We start from the raw sequence: 14,764 nt of genomic DNA, 5'->3' as shown, positions 1-14,764 counted from the left end.
GGCCGTGCCGCGCGCCGCAGGGAAGTCGAGTACCTCTGCCACGCCAGTTGGACACGTCTACCCCCGAGAGGGTTGTACGTGCCGGACGTCACTTTTGCGTCAGGCAGCACGGCTGATGGCACCTCACATGCACTCATGCGTCCCGCTCTTCCCCTATGTCCCATATAAACGGATGTCCCACGCCCTACCCATGGCGTCCCCACGCCCTGCCCGTGGCGCCCGCACGCCGCCCATGACGTCCATACGCCTTACCCGCGACGTCCGTACGCCCTACCCGCGACGTCCCCGCGCCCCTGCCTTTGGCGTCCCCACGCCCGAAAACGCGCCCGTGCGCCCACCACAGGGTGACCGCAAAGACGCTCCCCGCCCTCCGCGCGGTTGCGGGGGACGGGGAGGAAATCTTCGAACGCCGAAGAGGTCCTGTTCAAGTGGTACGGACCATTATCCGACGCACATCTTTCACGCAGATCCTACAAACGTTTCGCGGCATGACCCCGGAGTTTTCCGGCCAAGGGCCCCGCTCACGAAAACTCCGTCGCCACCAGTTCGGCGATCTGCGCCGTGTTCAGCGCCGCTCCCTTGCGCAAGTTGTCGCCGCAGACGAAGAGTTCGAGCGCGGTCGGGTCGTCCAGGGCCCGGCGCACCCGGCCCACCCAGGTGGGGTCGGTGCCCACCGCGTCGGCGGGTGTGGGGAACTCCCCCGCCTCCGGGTTGTCGAACAGGACGACTCCGGGGGCTGTGGCGAGGATCTCGCGGGCTCGCGCGACGGTGACCTCGTCCTCGAAGCGGGCGTGCACGGTCAGGGAGTGCGTGGTGACCACCGGGACGCGGACGCAGGTGACCGCCACGGGCAGCTTGGGCAGGCCGAGGATCTTGCGGGACTCGTCCCGTACCTTCATCTCCTCCGACGACCAGCCGTCCTCCCGGCAGGTCCCGGCCCAGGGCACGACGTTCAGCGCGACCGGCTCCGGGAACGGCCCGGTGTCGTCGCCCACGGCCCGCCGTACGTCACCGGGGCTGGTGCCCAGCTCGGTGCCGGCGACCAGGGACAGCTGCCGGCGCAGGGTCTCCACGCCGGCCCGGCCGGCGCCGCTGACCGCCTGGTAGGAGGAGACCACCAGCTCGCGCAGCCCGAACTCGGCGTGCAGGGCGCCGAGCGCCACGATCATGGAGAGGGTCGTGCAGTTGGGGTTGGCGATGATGCCGCGCGGCCTGGTCCGGGCCGCGTGCGCGTTGACCTCGGGGACGACCAGCGGCACCTCGGGGTCCATGCGGAAGGCGCCGGAGTTGTCCACGACCACCGCGCCGTGCGCGGCGGCGATCGGGGCCCACTGGGCGGCGACCTCGTCGGGTACGTCGAACATGGCGACGTCGACCCCGTCGAAGACCTCCTCGGCCAGGGCCACGACCTCGACCTCCTCGCCGCGCACGGCCAGCTTGCGGCCGGCCGAGCGCGGTGAGGCGACCAGGCGGATCTCGCCCCAGATGTCCGCGTGCTGGGACAGGATCTGGAGCATCACCGTGCCGACCGCTCCGGTCGCTCCCACGACCGCGAGTGTCGGCCGTCGGGTGCCGGACATCAGCGGCCCGTGCCTCCGTAGACGACGGCCTCGTCGCTGTCGGAGTCGAGCCCGAAGGCGGTGTGCACGGCGCGTACGGCCTCGTTGACGTCGTCGGCGCGGGTGACCACCGAGATACGGATCTCCGAGGTGGAGATCAGCTCGATGTTCACGCCCGCGTCGGACAGCGCGGTGAAGAAGTCCGCGGTGACGCCCGGGTTGGTCTTCATACCGGCGCCGACCAGGGAGATCTTGCCGATCTGGTCGTCGTAGCGCAGCGAGTCGAAGCCGATGCCGTGCTTGTTCTTCTCCAGGGCGTCGATGGCCTTGCGGCCCTCGGCCTTGGGGAGGGTGAAGGAGATGTCCGTCAGGCCGGTGGAGGCGGCGGACACGTTCTGCACGATCATGTCGATGTTGATCTCGGCGTCCGAGATCGTCCGGAAGATCGCGGCGGCCTCGCCCGGCTTGTCCGGCACGCCGACGACCGTGATCTTGGCCTCGGAGGTGTCGTGCGCGACACCGGAGATGATGGCCTGCTCCACCTTCTTGTCCCCTTGCTGAATCGGCTCGCTGCTGACCCAGGTGCCCTTGAGCCCGCTGAAGCTGGAGCGCACATGGATCGGGATGTTGTAGCGACGGGCGTACTCCACACAGCGGTGGAGCAGCACCTTCGACCCGGAGCTGGCCAGCTCCAGCATGTCCTCGAAGGAGATCCAGTCGATCTTCTTCGCCTTCTTCACCACGCGCGGGTCGGCGGTGAACACGCCGTCCACGTCGGTGTAGATCTCGCAGACCTCGGCGTCGAGGGCGGCGGCCAGGGCGACGGCGGTGGTGTCGGAACCGCCGCGGCCGAGCGTGGTGATGTCCTTCTTGTCCTGGCTGACGCCCTGGAAACCGGCGACGATGGCGATGTTGCCCGCGTCCAGGGACTGCCGGATACGGCCCGGCGTGACATCGATGATCCGGGCTTTGTTGTGGACCGAGTCGGTGATGACGCCGGCCTGGCTGCCGGTGAAGGACTGGGCCTCGTGGCCCAGGTTTTTGATCGCCATGGCCAGCAGTGCCATGGAGATCCGCTCTCCGGCGGTCAGCAGCATGTCGAACTCACGCCCCGCAGGCATCGGGGATACCTGCTCGGCGAGATCGATCAGCTCGTCCGTCGTGTCGCCCATCGCGGAAACGACGACGACCACTTGGTGGCCGTTCTTCTTCGCTTCCACGATCCGCTTGGCGACGCGCTTGATGCCCTCGGCATCGGCTACGGAGGAGCCTCCGTACTTCTGCACGACAAGGCCCACGTGCGCTCCTCGCTCAGTCCGTGTGTGTCGGCTCAGTTTAACGAGCGCGGGAATTTCACCTTCTTGGTATCGCATCGTGAGATTCCGGCGCCCAGGTCAGCGCATGCCCGGCAATGCCGGTCGGGAAAAGTGCGACGCGTCACAGGGCGCTGGGATTCTCAGTCCGCGAATTCCTTGAGGGGCTCCGTGTCGAGCGTGATGTTCACCGGGTCCGGGAGCTGGACGGCGGCGCCGAAGGGCAGCTTCTCCGTGTGCCGGTAGCGGCCGTCCTCCGGCTGGTTGAAGACGACGACCGAGCAGTCGTCACGGTCGATGAGGAGGTAGACGGGAATACCCACGGCCGCATAGGCCTCGGGTTTGTCCACGCGGTCGCGCTGGTGGGTGTCCGCGTCGTGGGACGTGATCTCGACGGCCATCAGGACGCCCGCGGCGTCCGACTACTCGCCGTGCCCCTTGAGGCTTCTCTTCGGCGCGAGGATGCCGTCCGCGCGGGCCCGTCCCTTGCGGTAGGCCTCGGTCCTCAGTCCGCGCTCCGGATAGAGCCGAAGGTCCGGACGCAGGTGCATGCACTGCTCCAGCAGCCACATGCAGGTCTCACTGTGGTTGCCCTCCGGCACGGCCTTGACCTGGACCTTTCCCTTGATGAACTCCAGCCGCACGGTCTCCGGCGCATGGCGTTCCAGTTCCTCGAACTCCTCGACGGACATCAGCGACCGGTCTTCGGTCCTGGGGGTCACGGCGTCGCCTCCTTGGCTCCATGGTGCCCCGACCGAATCCTGCCGCACCCTCACCGCAGCCCCGCCGCGCGGCGCAGTGCCTCGACGCGCTCGGTGACATCGATGGGCTCGGTGACGTCGATGGGCTCGGTGACGTCGATGGGCTCGTCGACGCCGGGCAGACTGTCGCCGGCGCGCGGGCCGGGGAGGAACGTCGGTGGGACGTACCCGGGCTCGGGGCCTTCCGCCTCGATCTCCGCCAGGCAGTCGCGGCACAGGCCGTTCACGATCTCGGTCGTCCGCTCGTCCCGGTCGCACAGCGGACAGAACATGAGCACGCGGGTCACCCGGCCACGGCGGGCCGTCTTCTGCCGGATCTTCGCCTTCTTCGGAGGCATCTTGTTCTCCAGTCGGGTGCGGGCGAGTCCGCCCGGGTTGGTGACGGCGGGCGGCAGCCCTTCCGTCAGGGCCTTGACGAGGTCGCGCGGCGACGCGCCACGGGACAGCCATTCGGCGGCGAGCGGTTCGAGGGAGCGGCAGTCGCGCTCGGACAGCGGCATACGGTCGTCGGCGGCGCGCACGTCCGCGAGGGCCTGGTAGGCAGTGCTCGGCTGCTCGGCCGGTTCCTCATCCGGCTCCGGCACCGCGTCCGGCTCCGGCTCTTCGTTCGGCTCGCCGCGGACCAGACCCGACATGTGCTCCTCGGTCACGTCCTTGCCGTGCCGCTCCTCCGCGAACTTCGCCCACCACTCCGCCGACCGGCGCGTGCGCTGCCAGTACGTACGCGTCACCCAGCGCATCGAGTTGTCCTCGATGGTGATGTGCTCCTTGATCCAGCGCAGGTGGCCGGCGGCCGTGATGCGGCCCAGTGACGTGCGCACGGCCTGCTGGCCGTAGCGGGGGTGGCCGGCCGCGATGGCCTTGTAGCCCATCGCGTGGCCCTCTTCGAGGTGGTCGACGAAGACGGCGATCTCTCGGTCCCGGGGATTCAGATGTGCGAAGTCCGGGTCGGCGTGCGGGTCTTCGTCACCCGCGGAGCGTTTGCCGTAACCCGTTTTGGCCATCGGGTGGGACGGGGACGGCAGTACGGCGCTAGGGTTGTCGTAAGCCACGATCGAAGGTCCGATTCGCTCGTCGGTTAGGCCCCGGAGCCGGTGTTGGCGCACCGACCGGGGCCGATCTATGTGCCGCGAACCTAGGGCGACATCACGCTGCGAAGCAAGTCGTTCACAGAACGTCACTCATTTGAGGTACGACGCCTCAACTCACCTTCAGACTTGGCTGGTTGGTTGGTTTTCAACCAAGAACCCACATCCCGAAAACCCATGGAAGGGCTCGGGGCCCGAGGCTCAAGCTCCGGGCCGACCTGCGGAAACTCCGGAGAGGAAAGCCGCCCAGGCAGGGGCGGCGAGGTGGAGTTCAGGGCCCGTCGGCGTCTTGGAGTCACGGACGTGGATGCGGGTGGCGAACGCTACTTCGACGCTGTTACCGCCCTCACTGTCGCTGTAGCCGGACTTGAACCAGTCGAGCGCGACCTCGACGCAGGCACCGCCCTCGTTGTCGCTGTAGCTGGACTTGAACCACTTCCGCTGGTCAATCACGGCTGTCCACCATCCGCTCGATGAATTGGGCCGACTCATCGGGCCCGAGAGCCTGCGTGCGGATCATGCTAAGCCGCTCGGTGACCCGGCTGACAACCCCCGGATCAGCCGAAAGCTCGCTGGCGAATGGCCCTTCGGAGAAAGCGCATCGCTCGTGGTCACGGGTCTCCAGCAGCACCATGGAACCCAAGAGCGCATCGCTGATGGCTCGTTCGAAGGGAAGCACCTGCAACACGACGTTCCGCAGCTGCCCCACCTCCAACAGGTGGCGCAGCTGTGCGGCGTTCACCTGCGGTGCGCGGAGTACAGCCTCGTACAGGACGAAGCTCAAACCCACCGGCGGCTTCCGTTCGGTGAGGATCAACTGCCGTTCCATGCGACCCGCGACGCGCTCTTGCACCGTCTCCTCGTCCAGAGGCGGGATGCGGCTGTCGATGAGGGCACGCGCGTACTCCTCCGTCTGCAACAGCCCGGGTACGAGCGAGACGTCGTACCACCAGACGCTGGTCGCCTCCCTCTCCCGCTCCATGAAGTCCTGCGCCCGCGCCGGAAACCGTTCGCGGTCCAGGAACTGCTTGCCCGCGCTCAACATGCCTTCCGCGCCGCACAGTTCATCGGCGATGTCGAGGACGCGCGGCGTCGGCCGGCGTACCCCGCGTTCCATCGACATGATGGTTTCCGGGGAGTAGTTCGCAGCGGAGGCGAGCTGTTCGCGGGTGATGTCCGCCTTGATGCGCCAGCGTTTCATCTGGTCGCCGCTGTAACGCCAGGCGACCGGCGGCTGGGAGTTGGAGTTGGACTTGGAGCTGTTCCGACCCGACATCGCGGCCCCCAGGGGTGATACGCCGTCGACTACCCAGCGTAGTTCCGCTCTCACTGTCAGGGGGCCGGTTCGCGGTGATCCGGTCGGGTCCTACTTCGCCGGGCGGCCCAGGCCCAGCGGGCCCGCGATCTCCTCCGCCATCACACGGCCCGCCTCGAACTCCAGGGTGTCGTCGCCCATGGACTGGTCGGTGTCCAGGCCGTCCAGCTCCTCCAGGGGCTGGTTCAGGCGGACGTGGGCCAGGACGGACTGCAGGGCGCGCAGGGTCGCGGAGGCCGTGGAGCCCCAGTTGGAGAAGTAGGAGAACTGCCACCACCACAGCGCCTCCGTGGTGCGGCCCGCGCGGTAGTGGGCCATGCCGTGGCGCAGGTCGGTGATGACGTCGGCCAGGTCGTCGGAGATCCGGGCCGGTACGGACGCCTTGCGCGGCTCGTACGGGTCGAAGACCTCCGAGTAGACGTCCACCGGGTCCAGCAGCCGGGCGAGGTTCTCGCGCAGTTCGTCCACGTCCGGCTCCGGGCCGAGGTCCGGCTCGTAGCGCTCCTCGGGGACGATGTCCTCGTGCGCGCCCAGCCGGCCGCCGGCCAGCAGCAGTTGGGAGACCTCCAGCAGCAGGAAGGGGATCGCCGACTCCGGTTCGTCGCCCTTCGCCACCTCCATGACGGCGACGAGGAAGCTCTCTACCTGGTCCGCGATCTGGACCGCGAAGTCGTCCGGGTCCTGGTTCGTCGCGTGCAGCGTGGCGTCAGACATCTAGGAGTCGTCTCCCCTCGAAGGCGCGTCCGAGGGTGACCTCGTCCGCGTATTCCAGGTCGCCACCCACCGGGAGGCCGCTGGCCAGGCGGGTGACCTTGAGGCCCATGGGCTTGATCATGCGGGCGAGATACGTGGCCGTCGCCTCGCCTTCCAGATTCGGGTCCGTGGCCAGGATCAGCTCCGTGACCGTACCGTCGGCCAGCCGGGCGAGGAGTTCTCGTATCCGCAGGTCGTCGGGGCCCACGCCCTCGATGGGGCTGATCGCGCCGCCCAGGACGTGGTAGCGGCCCCGGAACTCACGGGTGCGCTCGATGGCGACCACGTCCTTGGGCTCCTCCACCACGCAGATCACCGACGCGTCGCGACGTACGTCCCGGCAGATGCCACACAGTTCCTCCTGGGCGACGTTGCCGCAGGTCGCGCAGAAGCGGACCTTCGCCTTGACCTCCATCAGGGCCTGCGCGAGGCGCCGTACGTCGGTCGGTTCCGCCTGGAGGATGTGGAAGGCGATCCGCTGCGCGCTCTTGGGACCGACGCCGGGCAGCCGACCCAGCTCGTCGATCAGGTCCTGGACCACGCCTTCGTACAACGGACTGCCGTCCTTCCTGGGGTTCCTTCACTACGTACCGTAGAGGGCCGCGGCCCGTCTCCGAAAGGTTCAGAAGGGCAGGCCGGGGATGCCGCCGCCACCGAGGCCCTGGGCGAGCGGGCCGAGCTTCTGCTGCTGGAGGGTCTGGGCGTTCTGGTTGGCCGCCTGGACGGCCGCCACGATCAGGTCGGCGAGGGTCTCGGTGTCCTCCGGGTCGACCGCCTTCGGGTCGATCTTGAGGGCGCGCAGCTCACCGGCGCCGGTCACCGTGGCCTTGACCAGGCCGCCGCCCGCCTGCCCGTCGACCTCGGTCCTCGCCAGTTCCTCCTGCGCGTTCGCCAGGTCCTGCTGCATCTTCTGGGCCTGCTGGAGCAGCTGCTGCATGTTGGGCTGGCCACCACCGGGGATCACGATCAGCTCCTTGTCGTCTGGCTTCTGGAACGAGCCTACGTGTTCCGCGAACCCGTCGCCCCGGCACTCTTTCGAGTGAGCCGATGGGGAGCCCTATACCTGATCAAGGGCCCCTTCCGAGCGTAAAAGCCGCCAAAGCCGCCTCTTCGCCACCCGTTGGGCGGTAGGAAGGTTCGGCGCAGAAGTCGGCCGTCACGGAGTGTGACGGAAGGTGATCGGTCGGAGCAGGTTCGGATCAGGTAGGGAGTGCCGGGTGGGTCAGCCGGAGATGCAGCCCGAGTATCCACCGGGCGATCTGACAGGGCGGGCGTTCCCGCCGGGCGACTGGGGCGAGCCCGCGGTGCGGCTGGACGAGCTGTACCAGTGGGTGGAGCAGGGTGCTCTCGACACGGCGGCCTGGTATCTCGCGGACCGGGTGTGGAAGCGGCGCGGGGCCCGCGTACTGCGCGGCGGCGCTGCGCTGGGCGCGGTGGCCGGGGCCGCGCTGCCGCTGCTGGACCTGACCGGGGTGATGGGCGGGGTCGCGCCGTGGGGGTATCTGGCGCTGCTGCTGGCGGTCGCCTGCGTCGGCGTGGACCGCTTCTTCGGGGTCACCTCCGGGTGGATAAGGGACGTGGCCACGGCGCAGGCGGTGCAGCGGCGACTCCAGGTACTCCAGTTCGACTGGGCCTCGGAGAGCGTGCGCGAGGTACTGGGGCCCGCGGAGGGCACGGCGAGCGAGGCGGCCGAGCGGTGTCTCGGGGTGCTGCGGCGGTTCTCCGACGACGTGACCGAGCTGGTGCGCACGGAGACCGCGGAGTGGATGGTCGAGTTCCGCACCGGGCAGGCGCCGATGGGCATCCAGGGCGCGGTGGCGGGGGGCTCCCGGCAGGACGGCACGGTCGTGCACGGCCGCTTCCCCCTGCCGCCCGGCGGCACGGCCCGCCCGAACATGCCCCGGCAGCGGCCGCCGGAACCCCGGTAGTCGGTCCTCTACTCGCGGGTGTACGTCAGCTTCTCCCCCGTCTGTGTGTTCACCCGCTCCAGGCTGCCGTCGCCGAGCAGCGTGAGCGTGGAGGCGGCGCCCGGGGTGCAGGACGAGGGCGGTTCGCCGACGGTGACCGTGGACGGGCCGATCGCCAACGGGCCGCCCCCTGCGGGCTCTTCGGCCAGCGACGCCTGGAAGACGCAGTGGTAGTCCGCGCCGTCCGCGACCAGGGAGAGCACGGTGTCGCCCACCTCGCCTTGCTGGATGGTCAGCCGGCGGGTGTGGTGCCCGGCGTCGTTGTCGATCGTCGTGGACCAGGTGCCGAGGAACTCGGCCGGGATGGTCCCGTCCCCGGACGGGGAGGGCGACGGCGACGGGCTCGGGTCCCCGGTCGTCGGACCCGGGGTGACCGGCGCGCTCGACTGCACGGTCGGACTGGGCGAGTCCCCGCTGCCGCGGCCCTCGGTGCCGTCGTCGGAGCTGTTCATCAGGGCATAGACCGAGCCCCCGGCGGCCACCGCCACGATCAGCGCCACGACGAGCAGCAGCGCCGTGGAACGCCCGCTGCGGCGCGGCCCCTCGGGCGGCGGCATGCCCGGTCCGTACGGCGGGGTGGAGCCGTAGGGCGGGGTGGAGTAGGACGGCGGGGGCTGGTAGGAGGGGTGCGGATAGCCGTACGGCGCGGGCGCGGCGGCGGGATGCGGCGCCCCGAAGGCCCCGGCGGGCGGCGCCGGGGGCAGCGGCGGCTGGCCCGCGGTCATGGTGGGCAGGTGCCCCATCGGCCCGCCGACCCCGGGCTGCCCGGGCACGGGCGGCCCCGCCGGGGCGCCCTGCGCCCCGGCGGGGGCGGCGTCATCGGCGACGGCGGCGTGCTCGGGGGATCTGGGAGCGGGGGGCGCGGCGGCGGGGCCGGGGCCGGGTACGGGGCCCTTGGCCAGGCCTACGGCAGGGGCGGCGCTGTTCGGCGGCACGGGGCCGGGGTTCCCGGGGGCGCCTGGGGCAGCGCCGGGGGTGGGGGGTGTCCCGGGTGCAGCGCCGGGGTTCCCGGGGGCGCCTGGGGCAGCGCCGGGGGTGGCGGGCGTACCAGGCACAACGCCCGGGTTGGCAGGCGCACCGGGCACACCGCCGGGGTTCCCGGGCCCTCCGGACACAGCGCCGGGGTCGGCAGGCGCACCGGGCACACCGCCAGGGTTCCCGGACCCTCCGGACACAGCGCCGGCATGGCCGGGAGCGCCCGGCGCGGCTGCGGCACCGTCGGCCCCCGGGCTCCCCGGAACTCCGGGCGCCGCTCCGGCCCCAGCGCCTCCCGGCGCCCCGGGCACGGCCCCGGCACGATCAGAGCTCGCCGCAGCGCCTCCGGCGCCGGGCGCTACCGGCCCCGCAGGCCCGGCCCCGGCACGGTCCGCTCCCGCACCGCCCCCGGCGCCCGGGCCAACCCCAGGGGCTCCGGCTCCCGCAGCCCGAGCCCCCGGCACGGCACCGCCCGCCGAACCCGCGCCCACCGCACCGGCAGCACCCCCAGCACCGCCCGCCCCGGCAGCACCCGGCGCCCCCACAGGCCCCGAACCCCCGCCAGCGCCCGGCGCCCCCACAGACCCCGAACCCCCGGCGGCACCCGGCGCCAACGGCTCCTCCGCGTCCAGCAGCCCCACCGCGTGCCGCCCCAGCTGCGCGACCAGAGCGCTCGGCAGCCACGGGTCGCGGGAGCGGCCGTCGGAGACCGTGTCGTCGGCGCCGGTGCGCTCCAGGATGTGGGCGAGCGGCGGGCGGGAGGCCGGGTCCTTGCGCAGGCAGTCGCGGACCAGGTCGGCGATGCCCTCGGGGACGCCCTCCAGGTCCGGTTCCTCCTGGGCGACGCGGAACATCTGCGCGTGCACACCGCTGCCGCCCGCGCCGAAGGGAAGGCGGCCGGTGGCGGCGTAGGCCAGGACGGAGCCGAGGCAGAAGACGTCGCAGGCGGGCGTGATGCGGTCGCCGCGCACCTGCTCGGGCGCCATGAAGCCCGGCGAGCCGACGAGCGCGCCGGTGCGGGTCAGGCCGGACTCGGCGATGGTCTCCAGCGCCCGCGCGATGCCGAAGTCGATAACGCGCGGCCCGTCGATGGTGACCAGGACGTTGGACGGCTTGAGGTCGCGGTGGACGATCCCGGCGGCGTGGATGTCGGTGAGCGCGTGCGCGAGCCCCGCCGCGAGGATCCGTACCGAACGCTCCGGCAGCGCCCCGTGGTCGTGCCCGACGACCCGCTCCAGGCTCGGCCCGGCGACGTACCCGGTGGCCACCCACGGCACCTCGGCCTCGGTGTCCGCGTCGAGCACGGGCGCGGTCCACAGACCGCCCACCCGACGCGCGGAGTTCACCTCCTGCCGGAACCGCGCCCGGAACTCCTCCTGCGCGGCCAGTTCCGCCCGGACCAGCTTCACCGCGACCGTGCGCCCGCGCTCCGACCGGGCGAGATACACCTGCCCCATCCCGCCGGCCCCGAGCCGGGCCAGCAGCCGATAGGCGCCGATCCGCTGCGGATCTCCCGGTCCCAGCTGATCCATGACGGGCCCTCCCCCATACCGCGCCGCCCCCTGCGACGGATCCACGATAGTGCGGGCATACGGGGAGGTCAGTGCGGGCGGGTCTACGGTTCCGTAACAGCCCGCGCCCGTACGGGCACGCCCGGAGTTGTCGACAACCTGTCGCGGAAAGTCCCGTCCCGCAGACAGGACGCCGATATCGCTTCCGCATCGCGGACATTTACCCTCGGCCGCATGACCCCTCAGCCAAACCCCGAGGTCGGCGCCGCCGTGAAGGCCGCGGACCGCGCGCATGTCTTCCACTCCTGGTCCGCCCAGGAGCTCATCGACCCGCTCGCCGTCGCCGGCGCCGAGGGGTCGTACTTCTGGGACTACGACGGCAACCGCTACCTGGACTTCACCAGCGGCCTCGTCTACACCAACATCGGCTACCAGCACCCGAAGGTCGTCGCGGCGATCCAGGAGCAGGCGGCGAAGATGACGACGTTCGCGCCCGCGTTCGCCGTGGAGTCCCGTTCGGAGGCGGCGCGGCTGATCGCCGAGCGCACCCCGGGCGACCTGGACAAGATCTTCTTCACCAACGGCGGCGCGGACGCCGTCGAGCACGCGGTGCGCATGGCCCGGCTGCACACGGGCCGCCCCAAGGTGCTCTCGGCGTACCGCTCGTACCACGGCGGCACCCAGCAGGCCGTGAACATCACCGGCGACCCGCGCCGCTGGCCCTCCGACAGCGCGAGCGCCGGAGTGGTCCACTTCTGGGCGCCGTACCTGTACCGCTCCCGCTTCTACGCCGAGACCGAGGAGCAGGAGTGCGCGCGGGCGCTGGAGCACCTGGAGACGACGATCGCCTTCGAGGGGCCGTCGACCGTCGCCGCGATCATCCTGGAGACCATCCCGGGCACCGCCGGGATCATGGTGCCGCCGCCGGGCTATCTCGCCGGTGTGCGTGAGATATGCGACAAGTACGGCATCGTCTTCGTCCTGGACGAGGTGATGGCCGGGTTCGGGCGGACCGGTGAGTGGTTCGCCGCCGACCACTTCGGTGTCGTCCCCGACCTGATGACCTTCGCCAAGGGCGTGAACTCCGGGTATGTGCCGCTGGGCGGTGTGGCGATCTCCGGGGCGATCGCGGAGACCTTCGGCAAGCGCGCCTACCCGGGCGGTCTGACCTACTCCGGTCACCCGCTGGCCTGCGCCGCCGCCGTCGCGACGATCAACGTCATGGCGGAGGAGGGCGTCGTGGAGAACGCGGCCCGACTGGGCGCCACCGTGCTGGAGCCCGCGCTGCGGGAGCTGGCCGAGCGGCACCCGAGCGTCGGCGAGGTGCGCGGCGTGGGCATGTTCTGGGCGCTGGACCTGGTCAAGGACAGGGAGACCCGCGAGCCGCTGGTGCCGTACAACGCGGCCGGTGAGGCCAACGCCCCGATGGCCGCCTTCGCCGCCGCCGCGAAGAAGCACGGCATCTGGCCGTTCGTGAACATGAACCGCACGCACGTGGTCCCGCCGTGCAACGTCTCCGAGTCCGAACTGAAGGAGGGCCTGGCGGCCCTGGACGCGGCTCTTTCGGTGGCCGACGAACACACAAAGTAGCCGTCAAGAGCCGTTGTTGTGGCGGCTGATGTGGTCGGCGTCACCCGGGAGCCGGGCCGTGGGGCGAACGCGTAAGGTGGCGTGCTCGTAGAAGTACGTGTACGCCGTCCCGCGACGAGGAGACCCTCCGCCCATGCCCGGCTCCACCGGCAACGGTGCCGTCACCCGCAGCACCCTGCGCCAGCAGATCGCGGACGCGCTGCGGGACGAGGTGCTGGGCGGACGGCTGCAGCCGGGGCAGGCGTTCACGGTCAAGGAGATAGCCGAGCAGTACGGCGTCTCCGCCACCCCGGTGCGCGAGGCGCTGGTCGACCTGTCCGCGCAGGGTCTGCTGGAGGCGGACCAGCACCGGGGCTTCAAGGTCCGTACGTACTCCTTCGACGACTACCGGGGCATCGTCGAGGCCCGCACCATCGTGATCGAGGGCATGTTCGACGCCCTCGCCGAGGGCCGCCCGGGACACCCCGGCCCCGACGACCCCCGTACCGCCGCCGCGCTGGCCGGGGTCCGCCGCCGTGGCGAGGAGGCGCAGCGCGCCGCGAACGCCGGTGACCTGACCGTCCTCATCGGCTACGACCTGCGCTTCTGGCGCGAACTCGGGGCGCTGTTCGGCAACCCCTACCTCGCCGACTTCCTGCACCGGCTGCGCGTGCAGTCCTGGGTCTGCGCGGTGCAGCACCTGCGCCTGCTGACCGATCTGCGCGGGCAGCTGTGGTCGGCGCACACCGAGCTGGTGGACGCGCTCGCCCGCCGCGATCTGAAGGCGGCGCGGGTGATCGTCGCCGAGTACAACGCGCACTGGTTGTCCCTGATCGGGCGACTCGCCTCCTGAGGCCCGGGGTAAGGGATATGCACCGTCCCGGCCCACGACCGGTACTGAAGGGTTCCTCCCCGGGCCGCACCGATTACTCTTCCCTGACCATGGCGCTACGCCCCGCTACGCGAGGAGTCCTCTTTTGGCCTGTGACCTGTGGCTGGTACCGCTCGTCGACGTGTTGTGCCACACGCCCGACAACCCGTTCGCCGAGGAACTCGCGCAATACAACAAGGTGCTCGCCGAGTCCGGACTGCCGCCGGTGCCGGTGTACCAGTACATGCCGGGCCTGTCCGGCGAGGTCGCCCCGGTGGCCGGGTTCGACTACGACGCGCTGCACTTCCTGCGCCGGGCCTACCTGCTCCAGGTGTGCCAGCTGCCGGTGACCCCGGTGGACGAACTGGGCGGGGACTACGAGCAGCTGCTGGAGATGTTCGAGGCCACGGCCCAGCAGTCGCACCTGGTCTGGCACTACGACCACGCGGGCGCCTACGTCCCCGTGGACTTCCCGCATCCGCTCTCCAGCGACGAACTCCTCGCCGGGGGCGGCCCCCTGGGCTCCTCGCAGACCCTGCTGAGGGAGCTGGAGTTCGTGGCCCCGTCGATCGGCATCGACCCGGTCAACCCTCCGGAGGCGCCGCAACCGCCGCTGGCGCCCACGGAGTTGGAGGAGCCCGCCGTGCCCGCTCCGTACGACCCCAGTCCCTTCGCCCGCGAACGCCATGTCTGGCTGGGCCTGCACGCGGCCGCGACCCGGAGTCTGGCGCAGGGGTCGATGATCGTCTTCAGCTGACGGGGGCTCAGGCGCCGCGCAGCTGGGAGAGGCCCTTCTGCAGGTCCTCGGCGTTCATCACCGGGGTGAACTCGACCTTCGCGTTCAGCTCCTCGAAGAACGGCTCCGCCGTGGGCGGGAGTTGGGAGCTGTCCTGGAGGTCGAGCACCATCCAGCAGGTGCGCTGACCACCCTCGGGCCCGAAGTACGCCGCCTCCGGCTTCAGCGCCTCCAGCGCCCCTTTCATGATCTCCGGCATCCGCCCGCCGCGGACGGCCTCATTGCCCTTGTCGATGTCGACCGTCACCTTCATCATCATCCGCATCCGGCTCGCCCTCGCCTTCTC

The 14,764-nt window shown here is 70.8% G+C and carries 14 protein-coding genes and 1 pseudogene; 4 read left to right on the top strand and 11 right to left on the bottom strand.

Annotation, left to right across the window (positions count from 1 at the left end; all coding sequences use genetic code 11):
* Positions 1 to 521 precede the first annotated feature (521 nt).
* The 9 genes and pseudogenes from ACZ7L7_RS33170 to ACZ7L7_RS33130 all read right to left on the bottom strand — a co-directional run bounded on the left by ACZ7L7_RS33170 (position 522) and on the right by ACZ7L7_RS33130 (position 7,753).
* The gene (locus tag ACZ7L7_RS33170) at positions 522 to 1,580 is read right to left on the bottom strand and encodes an aspartate-semialdehyde dehydrogenase (protein WP_472077828.1); all 1,059 of its coding nucleotides are present in this window, start codon (positions 1,578 to 1,580) and stop codon (positions 522 to 524) included.
* Positions 1,580 to 2,857 carry an aspartate kinase gene (locus ACZ7L7_RS33165; protein WP_093721916.1) on the bottom strand — a complete coding sequence of 426 codons (1,278 nt, stop codon included), beginning with the start codon at positions 2,855 to 2,857 and terminating at the stop codon, positions 1,580 to 1,582. Before ACZ7L7_RS33165 ends, ACZ7L7_RS33170 begins: the two co-directional genes overlap by 1 nt.
* 158 nt (positions 2,858 to 3,015) lie before the next feature.
* Positions 3,016 to 3,594, bottom strand: a pseudogene (locus ACZ7L7_RS33160) (Uma2 family endonuclease).
* 50 nt (positions 3,595 to 3,644) lie between these two features.
* Positions 3,645 to 4,637 (bottom strand): hypothetical protein, encoded by a 993-nt coding sequence (locus tag ACZ7L7_RS33155; protein WP_471431077.1) that lies wholly within the window; start codon positions 4,635 to 4,637, stop codon positions 3,645 to 3,647.
* A 285-nt stretch (positions 4,638 to 4,922) separates the two neighbouring features.
* Positions 4,923 to 5,174, bottom strand: coding sequence for a DUF397 domain-containing protein (locus ACZ7L7_RS33150; protein WP_285430231.1), 252 nt, complete (start codon positions 5,172 to 5,174; stop codon positions 4,923 to 4,925).
* Entirely contained in the window at positions 5,167 to 5,997 is an 831-nt protein-coding gene (locus ACZ7L7_RS33145) for a helix-turn-helix domain-containing protein (RefSeq protein ID WP_261719023.1), read from the bottom strand. The genes ACZ7L7_RS33150 and ACZ7L7_RS33145 overlap by 8 nt, the downstream gene beginning before the upstream one ends.
* A gap of 90 nt (positions 5,998 to 6,087) precedes the next feature.
* Positions 6,088 to 6,750 (bottom strand): DUF5063 domain-containing protein, encoded by a 663-nt coding sequence (locus ACZ7L7_RS33140; protein WP_285514279.1) that lies wholly within the window; start codon positions 6,748 to 6,750, stop codon positions 6,088 to 6,090.
* Complete coding sequence (recR, locus tag ACZ7L7_RS33135) at positions 6,743 to 7,342, bottom strand: recombination mediator RecR (protein ID WP_261719021.1); 600 nt, start codon at positions 7,340 to 7,342, stop codon at positions 6,743 to 6,745. The genes ACZ7L7_RS33140 and recR overlap by 8 nt, the downstream gene beginning before the upstream one ends.
* Positions 7,343 to 7,411: 69 nt before the next feature.
* Positions 7,412 to 7,753: a YbaB/EbfC family nucleoid-associated protein gene (locus tag ACZ7L7_RS33130; protein WP_285514280.1), complete on the bottom strand. Its 342-nt coding sequence runs from the start codon at positions 7,751 to 7,753 to the stop codon at positions 7,412 to 7,414.
* Positions 7,754 to 8,006: 253 nt separating this feature from the next.
* Between ACZ7L7_RS33130 and ACZ7L7_RS33125 the strand changes: the two genes are divergently transcribed.
* Complete coding sequence (locus ACZ7L7_RS33125) at positions 8,007 to 8,717, top strand: SLATT domain-containing protein (RefSeq protein ID WP_285514281.1); 711 nt, start codon at positions 8,007 to 8,009, stop codon at positions 8,715 to 8,717.
* A gap of 8 nt (positions 8,718 to 8,725) precedes the next feature.
* Here the strand turns inward: ACZ7L7_RS33125 and ACZ7L7_RS33120 are convergent, their stop codons facing one another.
* Complete coding sequence (locus ACZ7L7_RS33120; protein ID WP_472077827.1) at positions 8,726 to 11,263, bottom strand: serine/threonine-protein kinase; 2,538 nt, start codon at positions 11,261 to 11,263, stop codon at positions 8,726 to 8,728.
* 213 nt (positions 11,264 to 11,476) lie between these two features.
* Here ACZ7L7_RS33120 and ACZ7L7_RS33115 point away from each other — a divergent pair, with 213 nt between their 5' ends.
* The 3 genes from ACZ7L7_RS33115 to ACZ7L7_RS33105 all read left to right on the top strand — a co-directional run bounded on the left by ACZ7L7_RS33115 (position 11,477) and on the right by ACZ7L7_RS33105 (position 14,439).
* Positions 11,477 to 12,832 carry an aspartate aminotransferase family protein gene (locus ACZ7L7_RS33115; RefSeq protein ID WP_285514283.1) on the top strand — a complete coding sequence of 452 codons (1,356 nt, stop codon included), beginning with the start codon at positions 11,477 to 11,479 and terminating at the stop codon, positions 12,830 to 12,832.
* Between the two features lie 133 nt (positions 12,833 to 12,965).
* On the top strand, positions 12,966 to 13,664 hold the full coding sequence (locus ACZ7L7_RS33110; RefSeq protein ID WP_285514284.1) for a GntR family transcriptional regulator: 699 nt from the start codon (positions 12,966 to 12,968) through the stop codon (positions 13,662 to 13,664).
* A 124-nt stretch (positions 13,665 to 13,788) separates the two neighbouring features.
* Entirely contained in the window at positions 13,789 to 14,439 is a 651-nt protein-coding gene (locus ACZ7L7_RS33105; RefSeq protein WP_472077826.1) for a hypothetical protein, read from the top strand.
* 7 nt (positions 14,440 to 14,446) lie between these two features.
* Here the strand turns inward: ACZ7L7_RS33105 and ACZ7L7_RS33100 are convergent, their stop codons facing one another.
* Positions 14,447 to 14,743, bottom strand: a complete 297-nt coding sequence (locus ACZ7L7_RS33100; RefSeq protein ID WP_285514364.1) for a DUF3303 family protein — start codon at positions 14,741 to 14,743, stop codon at positions 14,447 to 14,449.
* Positions 14,744 to 14,764 lie beyond the last annotated feature (21 nt).

It is taken from the genome of Streptomyces sp. NPDC110618 (assembly GCF_055657065.1).
Note: the sequence above shows the minus strand (reverse complement) of the source record. Positions and strands in the feature narration are given on the sequence as shown.